Source organism: Nonomuraea sp. NPDC050663, assembly GCF_044456985.1.
Taxonomy (GTDB): Bacteria; Actinomycetota; Actinomycetes; order Streptosporangiales; family Streptosporangiaceae; genus Nonomuraea.
This window is the reverse complement of sequence record NZ_JBITGL010000001.1, coordinates 211780-230916: the sequence shown is the minus strand read 5'-3', so window position 1 is coordinate 230916 and position 19137 is coordinate 211780. Positions and strand designations below refer to the sequence as shown.

General features: G+C 67.7%; 27 protein-coding genes. 3 read left to right on the top strand and 24 right to left on the bottom strand.

Annotated elements, in window-relative coordinates; genetic code table 11:
• Positions 1-137: 137 nt before the first annotated feature.
• The 3 genes from ACIBH1_RS01245 (at position 138) to ACIBH1_RS01235 (ending at position 4605) form a co-directional block, all read left to right on the top strand.
• Positions 138-788 (top strand): CAP domain-containing protein, encoded by a 651-nt coding sequence (locus tag ACIBH1_RS01245; RefSeq protein ID WP_397311530.1) that lies wholly within the window; start codon positions 138-140, stop codon positions 786-788.
• Between the two features lie 35 nt (positions 789-823).
• The gene (locus tag ACIBH1_RS01240; protein ID WP_397311529.1) at positions 824-1657 is read left to right on the top strand and encodes a hypothetical protein; all 834 of its coding nucleotides are present in this window, start codon (positions 824-826) and stop codon (positions 1655-1657) included.
• Between the two features lie 449 nt (positions 1658-2106).
• The gene (locus tag ACIBH1_RS01235; RefSeq protein ID WP_397311528.1) at positions 2107-4605 is read left to right on the top strand and encodes a hypothetical protein; all 2499 of its coding nucleotides are present in this window, start codon (positions 2107-2109) and stop codon (positions 4603-4605) included.
• A gap of 138 nt (positions 4606-4743) precedes the next feature.
• Here the strand turns inward: ACIBH1_RS01235 and truA are convergent, their stop codons facing one another.
• From truA to rplX, 24 genes are all read right to left on the bottom strand, one after another.
• A complete protein-coding gene (gene truA, locus ACIBH1_RS01230; protein ID WP_397311527.1) occupies positions 4744-5595 on the bottom strand; it encodes a tRNA pseudouridine(38-40) synthase TruA in 852 nt (283 codons plus the stop codon).
• An 83-nt stretch (positions 5596-5678) separates the two neighbouring features.
• Entirely contained in the window at positions 5679-6224 is a 546-nt protein-coding gene (rplQ, locus tag ACIBH1_RS01225; protein WP_397311526.1) for a 50S ribosomal protein L17, read from the bottom strand.
• A 148-nt stretch (positions 6225-6372) separates the two neighbouring features.
• On the bottom strand, positions 6373-7389 hold the full coding sequence (locus ACIBH1_RS01220; RefSeq protein WP_181615895.1) for a DNA-directed RNA polymerase subunit alpha: 1017 nt from the start codon (positions 7387-7389) through the stop codon (positions 6373-6375).
• Between the two features lie 123 nt (positions 7390-7512).
• Positions 7513-8139 carry a 30S ribosomal protein S4 gene (gene rpsD / locus ACIBH1_RS01215; protein WP_397311525.1) on the bottom strand — a complete coding sequence of 209 codons (627 nt, stop codon included), beginning with the start codon at positions 8137-8139 and terminating at the stop codon, positions 7513-7515.
• A 17-nt stretch (positions 8140-8156) separates the two neighbouring features.
• Positions 8157-8561 (bottom strand): 30S ribosomal protein S11, encoded by a 405-nt coding sequence (rpsK, locus tag ACIBH1_RS01210; protein ID WP_020542285.1) that lies wholly within the window; start codon positions 8559-8561, stop codon positions 8157-8159.
• Positions 8562-8606: 45 nt separating this feature from the next.
• Positions 8607-8987 (bottom strand): 30S ribosomal protein S13, encoded by a 381-nt coding sequence (rpsM, locus tag ACIBH1_RS01205; protein ID WP_397311524.1) that lies wholly within the window; start codon positions 8985-8987, stop codon positions 8607-8609.
• A gap of 190 nt (positions 8988-9177) precedes the next feature.
• Entirely contained in the window at positions 9178-9291 is a 114-nt protein-coding gene (gene rpmJ / locus ACIBH1_RS01200) for a 50S ribosomal protein L36 (protein ID WP_003956441.1), read from the bottom strand.
• Positions 9292-9315: 24 nt separating this feature from the next.
• Positions 9316-9537: a translation initiation factor IF-1 gene (infA, locus tag ACIBH1_RS01195; RefSeq protein ID WP_030508344.1), complete on the bottom strand. Its 222-nt coding sequence runs from the start codon at positions 9535-9537 to the stop codon at positions 9316-9318.
• A 198-nt stretch (positions 9538-9735) separates the two neighbouring features.
• Complete coding sequence (locus tag ACIBH1_RS01190; RefSeq protein WP_397311523.1) at positions 9736-10263, bottom strand: class F sortase; 528 nt, start codon at positions 10261-10263, stop codon at positions 9736-9738.
• A 274-nt stretch (positions 10264-10537) separates the two neighbouring features.
• A complete protein-coding gene (locus ACIBH1_RS01185) occupies positions 10538-11041 on the bottom strand; it encodes a hypothetical protein (RefSeq protein WP_397311522.1) in 504 nt (167 codons plus the stop codon).
• A 186-nt stretch (positions 11042-11227) separates the two neighbouring features.
• Positions 11228-11632 (bottom strand): hypothetical protein, encoded by a 405-nt coding sequence (locus ACIBH1_RS01180; RefSeq protein WP_397311521.1) that lies wholly within the window; start codon positions 11630-11632, stop codon positions 11228-11230.
• A 104-nt stretch (positions 11633-11736) separates the two neighbouring features.
• Entirely contained in the window at positions 11737-12141 is a 405-nt protein-coding gene (locus ACIBH1_RS01175; RefSeq protein WP_397311520.1) for a DUF1707 domain-containing protein, read from the bottom strand.
• Positions 12142-12179: 38 nt separating this feature from the next.
• A complete protein-coding gene (gene map / locus ACIBH1_RS01170) occupies positions 12180-12989 on the bottom strand; it encodes a type I methionyl aminopeptidase (protein WP_397311519.1) in 810 nt (269 codons plus the stop codon).
• Positions 12990-13091: 102 nt separating this feature from the next.
• Positions 13092-13742: an adenylate kinase gene (locus ACIBH1_RS01165; RefSeq protein WP_181615888.1), complete on the bottom strand. Its 651-nt coding sequence runs from the start codon at positions 13740-13742 to the stop codon at positions 13092-13094.
• On the bottom strand, positions 13743-15053 hold the full coding sequence (gene secY, locus ACIBH1_RS01160) for a preprotein translocase subunit SecY (RefSeq protein WP_397311517.1): 1311 nt from the start codon (positions 15051-15053) through the stop codon (positions 13743-13745).
• Between the two features lie 224 nt (positions 15054-15277).
• A complete protein-coding gene (gene rplO / locus ACIBH1_RS01155) occupies positions 15278-15733 on the bottom strand; it encodes a 50S ribosomal protein L15 (RefSeq protein WP_397311516.1) in 456 nt (151 codons plus the stop codon).
• Positions 15734-15735: 2 nt separating this feature from the next.
• Positions 15736-15918 carry a 50S ribosomal protein L30 gene (gene rpmD, locus ACIBH1_RS01150; protein WP_181615885.1) on the bottom strand — a complete coding sequence of 61 codons (183 nt, stop codon included), beginning with the start codon at positions 15916-15918 and terminating at the stop codon, positions 15736-15738.
• Positions 15919-15920: 2 nt separating this feature from the next.
• Positions 15921-16553, bottom strand: coding sequence for a 30S ribosomal protein S5 (rpsE, locus tag ACIBH1_RS01145; RefSeq protein WP_181615884.1), 633 nt, complete (start codon positions 16551-16553; stop codon positions 15921-15923).
• A 25-nt stretch (positions 16554-16578) separates the two neighbouring features.
• A complete protein-coding gene (gene rplR, locus ACIBH1_RS01140) occupies positions 16579-16962 on the bottom strand; it encodes a 50S ribosomal protein L18 (RefSeq protein ID WP_181615883.1) in 384 nt (127 codons plus the stop codon).
• Between the two features lie 2 nt (positions 16963-16964).
• Positions 16965-17504, bottom strand: a complete 540-nt coding sequence (gene rplF / locus ACIBH1_RS01135) for a 50S ribosomal protein L6 (protein WP_397311515.1) — start codon at positions 17502-17504, stop codon at positions 16965-16967.
• An 18-nt stretch (positions 17505-17522) separates the two neighbouring features.
• A complete protein-coding gene (gene rpsH / locus ACIBH1_RS01130; protein ID WP_181615881.1) occupies positions 17523-17921 on the bottom strand; it encodes a 30S ribosomal protein S8 in 399 nt (132 codons plus the stop codon).
• Between the two features lie 165 nt (positions 17922-18086).
• Positions 18087-18272 carry a type Z 30S ribosomal protein S14 gene (locus ACIBH1_RS01125; protein ID WP_181615880.1) on the bottom strand — a complete coding sequence of 62 codons (186 nt, stop codon included), beginning with the start codon at positions 18270-18272 and terminating at the stop codon, positions 18087-18089.
• Between the two features lie 2 nt (positions 18273-18274).
• Positions 18275-18844: a 50S ribosomal protein L5 gene (gene rplE, locus ACIBH1_RS01120; protein ID WP_181615879.1), complete on the bottom strand. Its 570-nt coding sequence runs from the start codon at positions 18842-18844 to the stop codon at positions 18275-18277.
• The gene (gene rplX / locus ACIBH1_RS01115) at positions 18844-19137 is read right to left on the bottom strand and encodes a 50S ribosomal protein L24 (protein WP_312895050.1); all 294 of its coding nucleotides are present in this window, start codon (positions 19135-19137) and stop codon (positions 18844-18846) included. Before rplX ends, rplE begins: the two co-directional genes overlap by 1 nt.

The following is a 19137-nucleotide window of genomic DNA, read 5'->3' as shown; positions in this document are numbered from 1 at the left end:
TCCCTTCTTTCCCACCACCCCCCTTCCCTATCGTTGACTGCGGTATGTGGCAGACCCCTCACACCCGGCAGACCCAGCGGCGCGCACGGCGCAGGAGCCTCCTGGGTCCGTTGGCCTGTCTGCTGACAGTCCTGTTCGTGGGCGTGCTCATCGGCCGCCTCAGCAGCGGCACCCCCGATCCGGCCGCCCAGATCTACCTCAAGAACACCCAGCCGTCGCCGACGGTCGCGGCCGCCAGCCCGCCGCCCGAGCCGCAGGCCTTCGCCGAGCCGATCCCCCGCGAAACCCCAAAGAACCCCCGCGTACGGCGGAGCGCCACGCCGAAGCCGACGCCCTCCACCGGCGGCCAGGTGGCCGGCGACATGAACGACCCCACCAAGGTCTTCGGCGGCGACGACCTCGACGTGTCGACCCCGCTGGCCACCCAGGTCGTGCAACTGACCAATTCCGTACGGCGGAGCCACGGTTGCCGCCCGCTGCGCACCGACCAGCGGCTGACGAGGTCGGCGGAGCTGCACTCCCTGGAGATGGCGCGCTCGGGCCAGTTCTCCTTCGACTCCCCCGACGGCTCCTCTCCCTGGGACCGCATGGCGCGCGCCGGCTACACCCAGGGCGCGGCCGAGAACATCGGCCGCGGCTACGTCACCGCCGAGGAGGCCGTGCAGGGCTGGATGGCCAACCGCGACCACCGCAAGAACATCCTGAACTGCGAGATCCGCGCCATCGGCGTGGGCGTGGTCGCCGACGCCGGCGGACCCTGGTGGACTCAGGATTTCGGCTACTCCTGAGGCTTGTGGGGTCACCGAGCGGCTAATCTCTCCGCATGGGTTTTCCCAAGAAACGTGAAAGCAGTTCGGAACCCTCTCCGCCGGAGCAGCAGCAGCCGCAGGACCAACCGCAGCAGCAGCAAGCCCGGCAGATGTGGAGCCCTTACGACGAGGGGCGGCGCAACCGCGGGCCGCTCTGGGCCGTCTTGGGTGGACTCGGCGTGCTCGGCCTGCTGGCCGGCGGCCTCGTGGTGATGTTCAACGCGGAGACGTCCGCACCGGCCACCACGGCGGCCCGCCAGACCTCCGACCCCCTGCCCTCAGCGCCGCCGGGCGAGTTCGCCTACCTGGAGCAGCGCGAGACCGATCCCGAGCCGCTCACGGTCAAGGAGGTCTTCGCCGGCAAGAAGATCACCATCGACGGCCGCAAGTACACCATGACCACCTCGCGCAAGGACACCAAGTGCGCGGAGGCAGTCGAAGGTGCGAAGCTCGAGAAGGCACTCAAGTCCGGCAAGTGCACGATGATCATTCGTGGGAGCTTCAAGAGCTCCGACGACAAGATCATCGGCACCATCGGCGTCGCCAATCTCCTCGACACCGCCGCCTCCAAGAAGGCCGAGTCCGCCGGCGGCAAGGGCGAACGCCAGGACTACCTGAAGGCCCTGCCCGGCAAGGACGAGATCACCAAGTTCCTCGGCGCCGGAGAAGCGGGCGCGGAGGTCTGGCCTTATGGCCACTATGCCGTCATGATCTGGTTCCAGTTCAAGGACGGCCACAAGCCGTCGTCCAAGGAGAGCAAGCAGCTGGCCCAGGCGGCCAACGACGTCGCGAAGGCCACCGTCTTCAAGGCCCTCGACGCACGCCGGCTCACCGGTTACCCCGCCTAACTTTTCGGGAAAGGGTGCACAAATGGGACGAGTGATTCGACTGGGAACAGTCATACCGGCATGACGATCTTCTGACTCTCGCTAGGCTCCCGTTTATGCGTGGCCAGGAATCTGGGTCTGAGCACGAGCGCGACGCAACCGACGCCTCGGCCGCTCCGGCGACGCCACCGCCGAGCTTCGGCCAGCTGCCGCCCTCCGGTGAGGCGCAGCCCACTCCGGCGTTCCCCGACGCCGAGCCCGGTGCCGCATGGACCCCCTTCGGTGCACAGACTCCCGACCAGCGTCCGCCTATCCCGATCTACCAGGGACCCCCACCTGGGCTCCCCGAGCCCGAGCAGGCGGCCGACCACAGCCTGACGACCCCGGCCCAGGGCATGCCCATGCCCCGAGCCCTGGGCTCCGAGGCGCCTGGGGCTGAAGGCTCGCGCCCTCCGGGCTTCGGAGGTGCGATGGATGCCTCCCAGCCTGCCGACGCGCCCTTCGCACAGGGCCCCCACAGCGGGCCCCAGCCACTGGCACCGCCCGACGGCGGACCGCAGCCCACCGACGCGCTCAACGCGGCTCACGGCGGCGACAGCGGGACTCAGCACATCCACCCGGCGTTCCCGCCCCACGAGCGCCACAACGAGCCACAGCCGATCGATGCGCCGTACACGTCGCACGGCGGCAATAGCGGACCTCAGCCCATCGATCCGCCGTACGCGTCGCACGGCGGCGACAGCGGACCCCAGTCGTCGAGTCCGGCGTATCCATCACAGGATCGCCGCAGCGGCCCTCAGCCGATCGGCTCGCCCTTCGCGCCGCCCGGCGGCCCCGAGGTCTCCTCGCCCAACGGCTTCGGCGGGTCCTACCTCGTCCAGCCGCCTCCCTTCGGCGGCTCGGGTCACGACATCCTCGACTTCGACCAGCCCGAGCACGAGGCGAACACGACGGTCGACTGGCGGAACCTGCCCTTCGACGTGCGGGCCGACCAGCCGCGCGCCGAATCCCCGGCATCGGCCGCCGAGCGGGAAGAGCCCGCCGTGCCCCCGATCGCCCAGACCCCGGGTCCCCAGGCCGACCAGCACGACCCCCTTACGGCTCCGCGCGCCGACCAGCACGACCCCCTCGCGGCTCCCCGCGCCGACCTGCCCGACGCGGGCCAGGCCTTCCCGGGCGACCACCCACTCAACACCCCCGGTGCCTTTCCGATGAACGGCGAGCGCTCGGAGGCTGCGCAGGAGGACCTCCCCGCCCTGCCCGCCTTCCCCGGCGCATATCCCTGGGAACTCACCGAAAAGGACGCTGGGCCGTACGACTGGTTCGTCGACCCGGAGCCCGGCGAGCACCCCGTGCCGCCGTCCTCCGGCCAGCCCGAGACGCAACCCGGCAGCGCTCACCCCGAGCTGCCGCCGGTGGTGCCGGGCGCGCCCCCGTGGCAGCCCCCGCCCGGTTTCACCGCGGCCGCCGCAGGCATGCGTGTGTGGCCCGCCCCGGTCTCCGACAGCCCGTCCATGCCCCCGTGGCCCGCCGCGACCGGCGAGCCCGTGGCGGATGACGCGGCCCCCTACGACGCGGCCACCTTCGACGCGGCCACCTTCGACGCGGCCCCCTTGGACGCGGCCATCCGCGACGTGCCCGCATACGACGCCCCCGCATACGACGCCACGATTGACGACCCCGCGTCGGCCACCGTCACGCCGACCGACGCTCAGCGGGACACGCAGCTTCACGGCCAACCGAGCACCCAGCCACAGGCCCAGCAGGACACCCAGCCCCACGCCCTGCCGGACACCCAGCCCCACGCCCAACCAGACACCCAGCCGAACCCCCACGTAGGCCCCCAACTCGGCACCCAGTGGACCGAGGCGCGCCACGACGCGCCGCCGTCCCCTGACGCGGACACCCCGATCCTCGAGGGCACCCCCGTCGACCCGTCGGTGACGATCGCCGTCCCCCGCCCGGCCGAGCCCAGCGACGTGCCCGTCTGGCCCCCCATGCCCCACCAGACGCCGGCGCCCCTCCCCGCCCCCGAGCAGACGGCTCCGGAGCCGGTCGGCGAGCACCCGCAGGAGCACGAGCAGCCGCCCCCCAACCTCCCCGAGCTCCCCTTCGGCCCCGAGGTCTGGGGCCCCAAGGCTGAGAACGCCCCCACCCCGCCCCAGGGCTTCCAGCTCCCCGAGCCCTCCTACGCGCAGTGGGCCCCGGCCGAGCCCCCGCCGCCTGTCGTCGAGACCCCGGCGGCGGGCGGCAAGGGCAAGAAGGTGGCCTTCGCCGCCCTGGGCGTGCTCGTCGTGGCCGGGGTCGCGACGGGCGGCGTGCTCGTCTACCGCACGATGAACACCTCCAACGAGGCCGCGGGAGCCGTCGCCACGGCCCCGGTGCCCAGCGCCACCCAGCAGGCCCCCAGCGAGCAGCCGACGACCGACGAGACGACGACGATCCTCAACTCCGAGGAGACGGACCCGAAGACGCTGGCTCTGTCGGAGGCGTTCCCCGACAAGAAGATCAAGATCGGCAAGACCGTCTACACGCGGGTCAAGGCCGAGGTGGCGGAGGACTGCTCGAAGGCGGCGTCCGGCCCGTTCGCCGACGCGCTGCGCGATCAGCAGTGCAGCAGGGTGCTGCGCGCCACGTACGTCGACGCCAAGCGCAAGTACGCCGTCACGACGGGCCTGGCGGTGCTCCCGACCAAGGACGCCGCGATGCAGGCCGACCAGGCCAAGAACCTGGGCCGCAACCTGTGGTTCCGCGCGCTCCCCGGCCCGTCGGGCTCGGGCGCCGACCGCGTGCACATCGCGGGCGGGTACGCGGCGGGCCTGGTGTGGGGGCGTTACATCGTGTTCAGCTACGCCACCTACGCCGACGGCCATACGCCGGAGGCGAAGGAGAAGGGCCTGGGCACGATCAGCGGCGCCTTCCGCGACCACACCTCGACGGTGCTCGAACGCCGCGTGAGCACCGGCTGAGCGGCTCGTCGCCCAAGCCGCCCCCGCCCGCACGCTGAGGCGGGGGCGCGTCGGCACGAAGTGTGCCTGAAGCCGTACACCGTCCCGGCAAGCGTCCTAGTCCCCCGCCGGCGTCCGAACCGGACGCTGGCAGGCGTCCTAGTCCCCCGCCAGCGTCCGAACCCGCCGCGTCATCCGCGCCCGCTCCGCCAGCTCTCGAGCGTCGGCCGGATACCCGACCTCCTCCAAGCACAACCCGTGCGCCGCCGCCACCTTCACCCCCGGGTCCCGTACGGCACGCGCCAGCACCTGGCCCGCCCACTCCGCCGGCATCCGCCCCTCGCCCACGGCGAGCAGGCACCCCACGAGCGCCCGGACCATCGAGTGGCAGAACGCGTCCGCCATCACCGTCGCCTCCAGCACCCCGCTCCCGGGGTCCCGCACCCACGACAGCCGCTGCAGCTCGCGGATGGTCGTCGCGCCCTCCCGCTTCTTGCAGAAGGCCGCGAAGTCGTGCTCGCCCAGCAGCAGCGCGGCCCCGGCGTTCAGCGCCTCCACGGACAGCGGCCGGTTGTGCCACAGCACGTCGCGCCGGCGTAGCGGGTCGACCCCGCCGGGCTCGTCGCTCACCCGGTACACGTACCGCCGGTACAACGCCGAGAAGCGCGCGTCGAAGCCCTCAGGAGCCACGCTGACGCGCTGAACGCGTACATCCGGATCCAGCACCCCCGCGAGCCGTCGCAACAGCGCAGCGAGCCGCTCATCGACGCTCGCCTCCTCCGACTCCCGGTTGCCCAGCACCCCGCTGAGCGACTCCACGTCGACGTGCGCGACCTGACCGCGGGCGTGCACCCCCGCGTCGGTGCGGCCGGCCACGGTCAGCTCGACCGGTGTGCGCAGGATGCGGCCGAGCCCGTCCTCCAGGCAGCCCTGGACGGTGCGCAGGCCCGGCTGGCGTGCCCAGCCGGAGAAGTCGGTGCCGTCGTAGGCCAGATCGAGCCGGAGCCGCATCACGATGAACCTTCCACGAAACGAGACAAGGCCCGGCACCCCGAGAGACGGGGAGCCGGGCCGATGTCACGGAGCCTGACGGATCAGGCCTCGTCCTTCTTCTCCTCGGAGGACTTCTCCTCGGAGGAGGTCTCCTCAGAAGCGGCGGCCTCCTCGGAAGCGGTCTCCTCCGAAGCGGTCTCCTCGGAAGCGGTCTCCTCCGAAGCGGCGGCCGGAGCAGCCGCAGGGGCGGCCTCGGCGGCCGGAGCCTTGGAGGTGCGGACCGGGTTGAGCGCCTCGCTCACGAGCTCGATGACCGCCATCGGGGCGTTGTCGCCCTTACGCGGACCGATCTTGGTGATGCGCGTGTAGCCACCGGGACGCTCGGCGAACTGCACGGCGATCTCGGTGAAGAGGTGGTGGACGACGCCCTTGTCCCTGACCACGGTCAGCACCTGGCGACGGTTGTGCATGTCGCCCTTGCGGGCCTTGGTGATCAGCTTCTCGGCCAGCGGGCGAAGGCGCTTGGCCTTGGCCTCGGTGGTGCGGATCTTGCCGTGCTTGAACAGCTCGGTGGCGAGGTTCGCCAGGATGAGCCGCTCGTGAGCCGGGCTGCCGCCGAGGCGAGCACCCTTAGTGGGCCTGGGCATTTCGTTCTCCTTGAGAGTCAACCCGCCCCGGCCGTGTCAGGTACCGGGATCGGGCCGCCAGGCTCCCCGCAGGGAGCCCGCGATAGTCAGAGTGCGACCCGGGGCGCGGGCCCCGGGTTTCGCGGGCGACCGGAGGCCGCCCGACGTCTTAGTACTGCTCCGTCTCCACGTACGCGGAGTCGTCGTCGTCGTAGCCGCCGCCGGCCACCGCGCTCGGGTCGAACCCGGGCGGGGAGTCCTTGAGCGCCAGCGACATCTCGTGCAGCTTCTGCTTGACCTCTTCGATGGACTTCGCGCCGAAGTTCCTTATGTCGAGAAGGTCCTGCTCGCTGCGGGCCACGAGCTCACCCACGGTGTGGATGCCCTCGCGCTTGAGGCAGTTGTAGGAACGAACCGTGAGGTTCAGCTCCTCGATCGGCAGCGCCAGGTCGGCGGCCAGGGCCGCGTCCGTCGGCGACGGGCCGATGTCGATGCCCTCGGCCTCGACGTTCAGCTCGCGGGCGAGGCCGAACAGCTCGACGAGGGTCTTACCGGCGGAGGCCACCGCGTCGCGGGGCTTCATGGCCGGCTTGGTCTCGACGTCGAGGATGAGGCGGTCGAAGTCGGTGCGCTGCTCGACTCGGGTGGCCTCGACCTTGTAGGTGACCTTGAGCACCGGCGAGTAGATCGAGTCGATCGGAATGCGACCGATCTCCTGGCCAGGCTGCTTGTTCTGGGCGGCGGAGACGTAGCCGCGACCGCGCTCGACGGTCAGCTCCATCTCCAGCTTCGCCTTGCCGTTCAGCGTGGCGATCTTGAGGTCGGGGTTGTGCACCTCGACGCCGGCCGGAGGCGCGATGTCGGCGGCGGTGACCTCACCGGGGCCCTGCTTGCGCAGGTACATGACCACGGGCTCGTCGTGCTCGGAAGAGACGACCAGCTCCTTGAGGTTCAGGATGATGTCGGTGACATCCTCCTTCACGCCCGGAACGGTCGAGAACTCGTGCAGCACGCCTTCGATGCGAATCGACGTCACCGCGGCGCCCGGGATGGACGACAGCAGCGTACGGCGAAGCGAGTTGCCGATGGTGTAACCGAAGCCCGGCTCCAGCGGCTCGATCACGAACCGGGAACGGAACTCGTCGATCGACTCCTCGAGAAGAGTCGGACGCTGAGCGATCAGCATGGTTGGGATCTCCCCTGATCAGTGTGGCGACCGCTATATGACGCCACCCATGATTTGTGTACGGCGAGCCGTACACAGCCCCAAACCCCCGGCCGATGAGACCGGGGGTTCGAGAACGAGCCGCTACTTGGAGTAGAGCTCGACGATCAGCTGCTCCTGCACCTGCGTGTCGATCTGCTGACGGACCGGCAGCTGGTGGATCAGGATGCGCATCTTGTCCGGCACGACGCCCAGCCACGCGGGGACGGTGCGGTCGCCGGCGGTGGCGCGGGCCACCTCGTAGGGCAGAAGGTTGCGCGACTTCTCGCGGATCTCCACGATGTCGTGCTCACGCACGCGGTACGAGGGGATGTCGACCTTCTTGCCGTTCACCAGCACGTGGCCGTGGCGCACCTGCTGGCGAGCGGCGTCGCGCGACTGCGCGAAGCCGGCGCGGAAGACCACGTTGTCGAGGCGCGACTCCAGGATCTGGAGCAGGTTCTCGCCGGTCTTGCCGCCCTTGGTGTTGGCTTCCTCGTAGTAGTTGCGGAACTGCTTCTCGAGGATGCCGTAGATGCGACGCGTCTTCTGCTTCTCCCGGAGCTGAGTGTTGTACTCGGTCTCCTTCGGACGGCCGCGACCGTGCTCACCCGGGGGGTAAGGACGGATCTCGATGGGGCACTTGGCGGATTCGCACTTGCTGCCCTTGAGGAAGAGCTTGGTCTTCTCCCGACGGCAGAGCTTGCAGTCCGCACCCGTGTAACGAGCCATTTCTCAATATCTCCTGGTCAGACGCGGCGGCGCTTGGGCGGGCGGCAGCCGTTGTGCGGCACGGGGGTGACGTCCTGAATGGAGCCAACCTCGAGGCCGGTCGCCTGCAGCGAACGGATCGCGGTCTCACGGCCGGAGCCGGGACCCTTGACGAACACGTCGACCTTGCGCATGCCGTGCTCCATGGCGCGGCGAGCGGCGTTCTCGGCAGCCATCTGCGCGGCGAACGGGGTGGACTTACGGGAGCCCTTGAAACCCACGTGGCCGGCCGAGGCCCAGGAGATCACGTTCCCGTTCGGGTCGGTGATCGAAACGATCGTGTTGTTGAACGTGCTCTTGATGTGGGCGTGCCCGTGAGCGACGTTCTTCTTTTCCTTACGACGCACCTTCTTCGGTGCGCCCTGACGGCTCTTAGGAGGCATTCTTTGCCTTCACTCCTGAGTTCATCGGTCCCGCGGCTGCGAGGACTACTTCTTACCGGGCTTCTTCTTGCCGGCGACGGTCTTCTTCTTGCCCTTACGGGTACGCGCGTTGGTCTGCGTGCGCTGTCCGTGGACCGGAAGACCCTTCCGGTGACGGATGCCCTGGTAGCAACCGATTTCGATCTTGCGACGGATGTCGGCCTGCACCTCGCGGCGGAGGTCACCTTCGATCTTGAAGTTGCCCTCGATGTAGTCACGCATCGGGACGAGCTCAGTGTCGCTCAGCTGGTGGACCCGCAGGTCGCCGCTGATGCCGGTGGCCTGGAGGATCTCCAGAGCGCGGGTACGGCCGATGCCGTAAATGTAGGTGAGAGCGATCTCCAGCCGCTTGTCGCGGGGGAGGTCGACGCCAACCAGGCGAGCCATGGTCGGGCATTCTCCTTCGTGTGGCGGAGGTCCTGCGCCTTGCTCCCCTCCCCATGCCCGGGGCGAGGGCCTCGGCCTCCGACCGAGGGTGATTCACCTGGCGGTGAATGCTTGGCGCGCTATCAGATTGCAGGCTTTCCATGCGTAGAGCCCGCTACTGGAGCGGACTCTCGGAAAAGCCTTGTGGCGACTAGCCCTGGCGCTGCTTGTGGCGCAGGTTGTCGCAGATCACCATGACGCGACCGTGCCGGCGGATCACCTTGCACTTGTCGCAGATCTTCTTGACGCTCGGCTTGACCTTCATAGTCCTTCGTGTCCTCAGACGCTCTTACTTGTACCGGTAGACGATCCGCCCACGACTGAGGTCGTAAGGGCTCAGTTCCACGACAACCCTGTCGTCAGGCAGGATCCGGATGTAGTGCATCCGCATCCGTCCGCTGATGTGGGCCAGGACCTTATGGCCGTTGTCGAGCTGCACCCTGAACATGGCGTTCGGGAGCGACTCGATAACAGTGCCCTCGATCTCGATGGCGCCGTCTTTCTTGGCCAAAATCCCTCGCGTTTCACTGATCGGTCGTCTGAGGCATCGGTTCACTAGCAGCCGCGACCATGCGCAACGCTTGAGAGAGCGGTAACCAGCTAGGTCACTCACGCACAATGGTCATAGTGAGCCGACTAAGGAGTGTACGACACCTTGGCGGAAAACGCGAAACGCGCGCCGGGTGTCCCGACACAACCATGCTCCAGACTACCTCAGATCGGTTGCCAGGTACGCCGCGCTGAACAACGCGTGCACGATCACGTTGTGGCTGTACGAACGTTTGGCGCTGTCGAAGTCGCCGCCGCATGTCACCAGCCGCAGCTCCCGCCCGTCCGCCGGGCCGTACACCCGGTCGGCGGGGAACTCGGCCTTGGGCGTGCGCTCCAGACGCCGCACCTCGAAGACCGCGACCGTCCCGTCCGCGCGGGCGACCCCGACGACGTCTCCCCTGGCCAGCTCGCCGAGCCGGGCGAAGACCGCGGGCCCCGTCCTGGTGTCGAGGTGCCCGGCGATCACCGCCGAGCCCCACTCCCCCGGCGTCGGCCCGCCGCTGAACCAGCCGGCGACGTTCGCGTGGTCGAGTGGCGGTACGGCGAGCGAACCGTCGGACTCGATGCCCAGCACGACGAGCGGCGCGCTCACCTTCAGCCTCGGGATGATCACTCGGGTCGGCTCCGCACGGCCCAGCTCCCCGCCATACGGCCGCGGCCAGTCCCCCTCAGCCCGCGAAGGCATGGAGGCAGGCAGCGACGCAGGCATGGAAGCAGGCGCGGCCAGGGGCATGGACACGGGAGCGGGCGCAGGCGCAGACACGGGCACGGGCACAGGCGCGGGCACGGGTACGGCGGCCCGCTCAGGAGGTACGGCACTCGGAACGGGCAGGCAGGCGGTCAGCATCAAGAGCGCCGGCACCACCCACCCGCCGGCCCGCGCTTTCACGTGCCTGCCCCGCACCGCAAGCCGCCGACATGCGGCGCGGGGCAGGCACGAGTCTTCGTGACCACCGGTGCTACTGTCCGCGCCGCCTGCGCGCGGCGACGATCCCCAGGCCGCTCGCCGCGATCAGTGTGCCGACCGCGGCCATCAGCCAGATGGTGCGCACCGACTCGCTCTCGGCGGCCGACATGGCCAGCCCGCCGCCACCGGTGTCCGGTCCGACGCGCGGGTAGCCTCCCCGCCCGTTCACCGTCAGGTAGGCCTTGATGTAGCGGTTGGAGCACCTGACGACCACCTCGTGCGCGGCGGAGTCGGCCTCGTCGTCGATCTCGACGCTGCCCATCCAGCCGCCCTGGCCGCCGTTGCGCGCCAGTTGCACGTGGCGGCCCTCGAACGCCATCGACGAGGCGTAGATGTCGGTCGTCGTCGTGCTGCACTCGTGCACGTAGATTCTGACCTTGTCCCCGGCCTTGGCGTTGGGGGGATAGATGGTGACCCGCGGGTCGCCGGCGGACGCACCGGTCGCGAACGTGGCACTTGCCAACACACCCAGCGCGACCTGTACGACTCCGCCCATCGTTTCCCCCATACGACGGTTGACCTCAAAGATCACCTACCCGACCTCACCACCGCCAACTATGGCGAGCAGTAAAGAGTCCGTCTTTTGCCTGCCGTACTGGGACAGACGTCGAGCGACCCGCCGGCGATGTGCGCCGGCGGGCCGCTCGTGAAAGTTCAGGACCCCCCTGAAGACCGCTGCGACTTACTTGTAGATCCAGTGCTTGCCGCCGCAGTTGGAGTGGGAGCCGCCCCAGCAGGTGTAGGTGTAGATCTTCTTGATGCCGTGGCCCGACCAGTGCTGCTTGCCGGTCTTGCCGTCCCAGGAGTACAGCTTCTTGAACCAGTGTCCGTTCTTGTAGTACCAGAACCAGACGTAGCCCTTCTTGCCGAACTTCTTGTCGACGCCGTACCAGTAGGTGTGGACGACACCGCTCTTCTTGAAGGTGTTGCCGAAGGTGTAGGCCTTGCCGTCGCTGGAGAAGTACTTGCCCCAGGATCCGGCGCTCGTGGAGGGGGCGGCGGTGGCGGCCTGGGCGGCGGGCGCGACGGCCATGCCGGTCAGCGCGATGGAGCCGGTAAGGGCGGCCGCTGCGAGAATCTTGCGCATCTTCTGATCCTTCGGTGTGGGTGCCGGCTTGTTCCGACACCGCACACGTTAGGAAGATTCGCTTTCCACTTCTGTGGAGGAATGCACAGAACGTATTAGTGCACTCAACGCTTCTGGGGGCCGGTACCGAACAGCGTGCTAACCAGGAGGATCGCGCCCCACGGGCCCATCACCCACAGCGGCCACGGGTAGATGAAGTCGCCGGTCGACAGGCTGATGATCAGCCAGATCACCCAGTTGACCGCGCTGGCCGCGGCCCAGGCCGCCCAGGCGGCGCGCATGCCGGTGTGCGCTTCCTTGTTCGCGATCGGCGCCGGCGTGCGGGCGGGCCGCGCGCGCATGTCGACGTCGGGCAGGTCGGCCGTCACCCTGGCCAGCTCGCCGTAGGTCTTGGCCTTGTAGACGTCTTCCAGCCGCTCGTTGAACTCGTCGACGGTGATGCGGCCCTCTGCGGTGTGCTCGCGCAGCACCGCGGCCACCCGGTCACGATCGACATCGGAGGCACGCATCTCGGGGCTCTGCGCCATTGCCACCACTCCCGGCGGATCTAGTTCAGCAGGGTCGAAAGGCGCCCTTCGCCCCCATCTATGGCGGTGAGCACCCAAGGACCATTATGTGTCACGGCGACGCTGTGTTCGAAGTGTGCGGAGGCCTTGCCGTCGATCGTGACGACGGTCCAGTCGTCGGCCAGGACGCGCGTGCGGTGGGTGCCCAGGTTGACCATCGGCTCGATGGCCAGGCACATGCCCGCCTCGAGCACCGGTCCCCTGCCCGGCCTGCCGTGGTTGGCGACCCACGGGTCCATGTGCATCTCGGTGCCGATGCCGTGTCCGCCGTACTCCTGCGGGATGCCGTACTTGCCCTGCGAGCGGATGTACTTCTCGATCTCGTAGCCGATGTCGGACAGGTGGCGGCCGACGGTCAGCGCCGCGATCCCCCGCCACATCGACTCCTCCGTCACCCGCATGAGCTCGGTCAGAGCGGGGTCGACCTCACCCACCGGGACCGTGATCGCGGAGTCTCCGTGCCAGCCGTCGAGGATGGCGCCGCAGTCGATCGAGATGACGTCGCCGTCGGCGAGCTTGCGCGAGTCGCCGGGGATGCCGTGGACGACCTCGTCGTTGACCGACGCGCAGATCGTGGCGGGGAACCCCTGGTAGCCCTTGAACGACGGGATCGCACCCTCGTCGCGGATCGCCTTCTCGGCGATGGCGTCGAGGTCGAGCGGGGTCATCCCCGGCTGGACCGACTGCCGCAGCAGCTCCAGCGTGCGCCCCACGACCAGTCCGGCGGCACGCATCTTCTCCAGCTGCTCGGCCGACTTGATCTGGATGCCATGCCTGTTCTTCTTGAACACCTTGCGGCCACCCCCCATCGGGCTAATCCCCCAACAATAACGGCATCAACAGAAAGGTCCCTCGCGCAATCCGCGAGGGACCTCTCTCACAAACAACGAACGTCAGTCCTGGAAGGGCCTCAGCGCGTCCATGGCGCGCCGGGTGATCTCCTCCACCGGTCCGGTGGCGTCGACCCCGACCAGGATGCCCTCATCGGCGTAGAACTCGATGAGGGGAGCGGTCTGCTCCTGGTAGACCTCCAGGCGGTGCCTGACGGTCTCCTCCTTGTCGTCGTCGCGCTGGAAGAGCTGGCCCCCGCACGCGTCGCACTTGTCGTCCTTCTTGTCGTCGAACTCGACGTGCCAGATGCGACCGCACTGGCTGCAGGTGCGGCGACCGGCGAGCCGGCGCACGACCTCCTCGTCGTCGACGATCAGGTTGAGGACGATGTCGAGCGGACGACCCCATTCCTCGAGCATCTTCTTGAGGACCTCGGCCTGCGGCACGTTCCGGGGGAAGCCGTCGAGCAGGAAACCGTCCTGCGCGTCGTCCTCGGACAGCCGGTCACGGACCATGGCGACGGTGACCTCGTCGGGCACCAGGTCGCCCTTGTCCATGTAGGACTTGGCGAGCTTGCCGAGCTCCGTGCCGCCAGAGACGTTGGCACGGAAGATGTCACCTGTCGAGATTTTCGGGATCGACAGATTCGATGCGATGTACTGGGCCTGCGTCCCCTTACCCGCTCCGGGGGGCCCAACCAGAACCAGACGCATCTACCGCAGGAAACCTTCGTAGTTGCGCTGCTGGAGCTGGCTTTCGATCTGCTTCACGGTGTCAAGTCCAACGCCGACCATGATCAGAATGCTCGTCCCTCCGAACGGGAAGTTCTGGCTCGCGCCTGCGATCGACAGCGCGATGATCGGGACCATGGAGATCAGACCCAGGTAAAGCGAACCGGGGGCGGTCAGGCGGTTGAGCACGTAGCCCAGATATTCGGCTGTCGGCCGGCCCGGACGGATGCCCGGGATGAACCCACCGTACTTCTTCATGTTGTCAGCGACTTCAACGGGGTTGAAGGTGATGGAGACGTAGAAGTAGGTGAAGAAGATGATCAGCGCGAAGAAGATGCCCATGTACCACGGACCCGTGCCGGTGGCCAGGTTGGTCGCGATCCACTGGATGACCGGGTTGGGGTCTTCCGTGTTGGCGAACAGCGAGGTCAGCAGCTGCGGGAGGTAGAGCAGCGACGAGGCGAAGATGACCGGGATGATGCCGGCCTGGTTGACCTTCAGCGGGATGTAGGTGGAGGTGCCGCCGTACATCCGCCGGCCCACCATGCGCTTGGCGTACTGCACCGGGATGCGGCGCTGCGCCTGCTCGACGAAGACGACCGCGGCGATCATGAAGATGCCGACGATCAGAACCGCCGTGAAGGTGAACGGGCTCTGCTGGAAGATGCTGGCCAGCTCGGACGGGAAGACCGCCACGACCTGGGTGAAGATCAGGATGGACATGCCGTTGCCGACGCCGCGGTCAGTGATCAGCTCACCCAGCCACATGATGACCGAGGTGCCGGCCGTCATGATGACGACCATGGTGATGATCTGGAAGACGTCGTCGGGGTTGAGCAGCACGTCGAGGTTGCAGCCCTGGAACAGCTGGCCGCTGCGGGCCAGGGCGATGAAGGCGGTCGACTGCAGCACCGCGAGACCGATGGTCAGGTAACGGGTGTACTGCGTGATCTTCGTCTGACCGGCCTGGCCCTCCTTCTTGAGGGCCTCGAGTCGGGGGATCACGACCACGAGCAGTTGCAGAATGATGCTTGCCGTGATGTACGGCATGATGCCCAGCGCGAACACCGACAGCTTCAGGAGAGCGCCGCCGCTGAAGAGCTGCACCATCCCGTAGATGTTGCTAGCGGAGCTTTCACGCGCGATGGCGTAACACTCTCTGATGTTGTTGACGTCAACACCCGGAGTCGGGAGAACCGAGCCGAAGCGGAACAGCGCGATGATGCCCAAAGTGAAGAGCAACTTCTTGCGCAGGTCCGGCGTCCGGAACGCCCGGGTAAACGCGGTCAGCACGGTCCCTCCTGCGCGCCTGGAAGGCGATATGGGTCTGCGATGGTGCGGGGATCTGCCATCTGATTTCTCGGGTCAGACAAGACGGCAGTAATGCCGTCTCGGCGAACTCTAACGCACTACGGGCGCGGGAGCCCATTGCAGAACCCCCGCGCCTCGTAACCAATGGGAAACGTGGGCCGAAGCGCGCGGACGCGCTCCGGTGGCCACGTTTCCCGTGGCTGCTGTTACAGCTCGGTGGCGGAACCACCGGCAGCGGCGATCTTCTCCTTCGCCGAGGACGAGAAGGCGTGAGCCGTCACGTTCACAGCGACAGAGATCTCGCCGGTGCCAAGGACCTTGACCGGCTGGTTCTTGCGCACGGCACCCTTGGCGACCAGCGTCTCCACGGTGACGTCGCCACCCTGGGGGAACAGCTCGCCGAGCTTGTCGAGGTTGACGACCTGGTAGGTCGTCTTGAACAGCGCGTTGCTGAAGCCCTTGAGCTTCGGCAGGCGGCGCTGCAGCGGCACCTGGCCACCCTCGAAACCGAGGTGGACCGTGTTGCGGGCGTGCGTGCCCTTGGTGCCGCGACCGGCCGTCTTACCCTTGGACGCCTCGCCGCGACCCTTGCGGATCTTGGCCTTGTTGGCGCCAGGGGCCGGACGGAGGTCGTGAATCTTGAGCGGAGCCTTGTCAGTCATGACTAGTCGACCTCTTCCACGTCGACGAGGTGCGTGACCTTGTGGACCATGCCGCGGATCTCCGGGCGGTCCTCCTTGACCACGACGTCGCCGATTCGCTTCAGGCCAAGCGAACGCAGCGAGTCACGCTGGTCCTGCTTGCCACCGATCTTCGAACGAACCTGAGTGATCTTCAGGCGCCCCATGACTAGCTCACCGCCTTAGCCGCCGCGGCAGCCTCGGCCAGACCGTCGGCGCGAGCCTTCAGCATGGCCTTGGGAGCGACGTCCTCGATCGCCAGACCACGACGGGCGGCGATCGCCTCGGGGGTCGACAGACCCTTCAGCGCCGCCACGGTGGCGTGGACGATGTTGATCGGGTTGTCGGAGCCGAGCGACTTCGACAGCACGTCGTGAATGCCGGCGCACTCCAGGACGGCGCGGACCGGACCACCGGCGATGACACCGGTACCGGGCGACGCCGGACGCAGGAACACCACGCCGGCCGCCTCCTCACCCTGCACGGTGTGCGGGATGGTGCCCTGGATGCGGGGCACGCGGAAGAAGTGCTTCTTGGCCTCTTCGACGCCCTTGGCGATGGCCGCGGGAACTTCCTTGGCCTTGCCGTAGCCGACGCCGACCATGCCGTTGCCGTCACCGACGACGACCAGGGCGGTGAAGCTGAAGCGACGACCACCCTTCACGACCTTGGCCACTCGGTTGATCTTTACTACGCGCTCGATGTACGAGACGCCCTTGTCGGCGGCGCCGCCGCGGCGGTCGTCACGACGGTCCCGCCGCTCGCCACCGGTGCCGCCACCGCGACGCGGAGCTGCAGCCATCAGTGGTTCCTCATCTCAGTAGCCATTAGAACTCGAGCCCACCTTCGCGGGCGCTGTCCGCCAGGGCCGCGATGCGGCCGGCGTACCGGTTTCCGCCACGGTCGAAGACGACCGCGGAGATACCGGCTTCCTTGGCCCGCTGAGCGAGAAGCTCGCCGACCTTCTTGGCCTTAGCCGTCTTGTCGCCCTCGACCGTGCGCAGCGAGGCGTCCATGGTGGAGGCGCTCACCAGCGTGTGGCCGGCGTTGTCGTCCACGATCTGGACGAACATGTGACGGGTCGAGCGGTTGACGACGAGGCGCGGGCGCTCCGCCGTACCGAAGACCTTCTTGCGGATCCGGCTGTGGCGACGGGCCCGCGAGACGGCGCGAGCAGCGGTGTGCCTGCCGTGTGCGATCTTGCCAGCCATCGTTACTTACCAGCCTTTCCGACCTTGCGGCGGATCTGCTCACCCTGGTACCGCACACCCTTGCCCTTGTAGGGGTCGGGCTTGCGGATCTTGCGGATGTTCGCGGCGATCTCGCCGACCTTCTGCTTGTCGATGCCGTCGACGTGGAAGAGCGTCGGCTTCTCCACGCGGAAGGTGATCCCCTCAGGGGCATCGACGATCACCGGGTGGCTGAAACCGAGAGCGAACTCCAGCTGCGTCGGGCCCTTGGCCGCGACGCGGTAACCGACACCGACGATCTCAAGCGTCTTGGTGTAACCCTGCGTGACACCCTGCACCATATTGGCGATCAGCGTGCGAGACAGGCCGTGCAGAGCACGCACCTTGTTCTCGTCGGTCGGGCGGGCGACGGTCACAGAGCCGTCCTCCAGCGCCACCGTGATCGGGTCGGCCACCGTGTGGTTCAGGGTGCCCTTGGGACCCTTCACCTCGACACTCTGGCCGTCGATCTTCACCTCGACGCCGCCTGGCACGGGGATCGGCAGTCGTCCGATTCGCGACATGCTAAGTACCTCCCCTCGTTACCAGACGTAGGCGAGGACTTCGCCGCCCACGCCACGCTTGCCGGCCTGCTTGTCGGTCATGAGACCGGCGGACGTCGAGATGATCGCGACGCCCAGCCCGCCCAGGACTCGAGGCAGGTTGTCCTTCTTCGCGTATACACGCAGCCCGGGCTTGGAAACCCGGCGCAGCCCCGCAAGCGAACGCTCACGGCTCGGCCCGAACTTCAGCTCCACGACGAGCTGCCTCGCAGGCTTGGCTTCCTCAACGGTCCAAGACTGGATGTAGCCCTCCTGCTGGAGGATCTCGGCGATGTGCGCCTTGATCTTCGAATACGGCATCGTCACGGAGTCGTGGTATGCCGAATTCGCGTTGCGCAGACGTGTCAACATGTCTGCGATCGGGTCGGTCATCGTCATGGCCAACGGCCTTCCTCGCCGCGGTTTCCAGTCGGCCGAGCAGAGCTCTACCGGTGGACCTACAGCGTGGTCACGGTCGCGGAAGCGACCTGATTTACATAACCAGCCCGGAGAACCGGGCATATGTGCCCCGGCGCCTTCGCAGGCGCCGGGACATGCAAGCTGTTACCAGCTGGACTTGGTGATGCCCGGCAGCTCGCCGCGGTGCGCCATCTCACGGAAGCACACGCGGCACAGGCCGAACTTCTTGTAGACGGCGCGCGGACGGCCGCAGCGCGAGCACCGGGTGTAGGCGCGCACGGAGAACTTCGCCTTGCGCGCGGCCTTCACCTTCAGGGACGTCTTAGCCATGATCAGGCCTCCTTGAACGGGAACCCGAGGTGCTTGAGCAGCGCCCGGCCCTGGTCGTCGGTCTTCGCGGTGGTCACCAGAGTGATGTCCATACCGCGGGGCCGGTCGACCTTGTCCTGGTCGACCTCGTGGAACATGACCTGCTCGGTCAGACCGAAGGTGTAGTTCCCGTTGCCGTCGAACTGCTTGGGCGAAAGGCCGCGGAAGTCACGGATACGCGGCAGCGCCAGCGACAGCAGCCGGTCCAGGAACTCCCACATGCGGTCGCCACGCAGGGTGACGTGGGCGCCGATCGGCATGCCCTCACGCAGCTTGAACTGCGCGATGGACTTGCGGGCGCGGACCACGGCGGGCTTCTGGCCGGTGATCACGGTGAGGTCGCGCACGGCGCCCTCGATCAGCTTGGAGTCGCGAGCGGCCTCGCCGACACCCATGTTGACCTTGATCTTGGTCAGGCCGGGCACCAGCATGACGTTCTCGATGCCGAACTCCTCGCGGAGCTTGGCGATGATCTCCTCGCGGTACTTCGTCTTCAGGCGAGGGGTGGGACGCTCGACAGTCGTCTCAGTCATTACTTGTCCTCACCCTCCGACTCCTTGGCCGGCTTGTCGGCCTTCTTGTCGGCAGGCTTGTCGTCCTTGGCCTTCTTCACGTTGCTCACGTGAATAGGAGCCTCCATGCGCTGCACACCGCCGCTCTTGGCGCCGCGCGGGCCCTGGAAGTTCTCCTTCTGGTGCTTGGTCACCATGTTGACGCCCTCGACCACGACGCGCTCGGCGGCGAGGTGAACGGCGATGACACGGCCCTTGGCGCCCTTGTCCTTGCCAGCGATGACCTGGACCAGGTCACCCTTCTTCACGTGCAG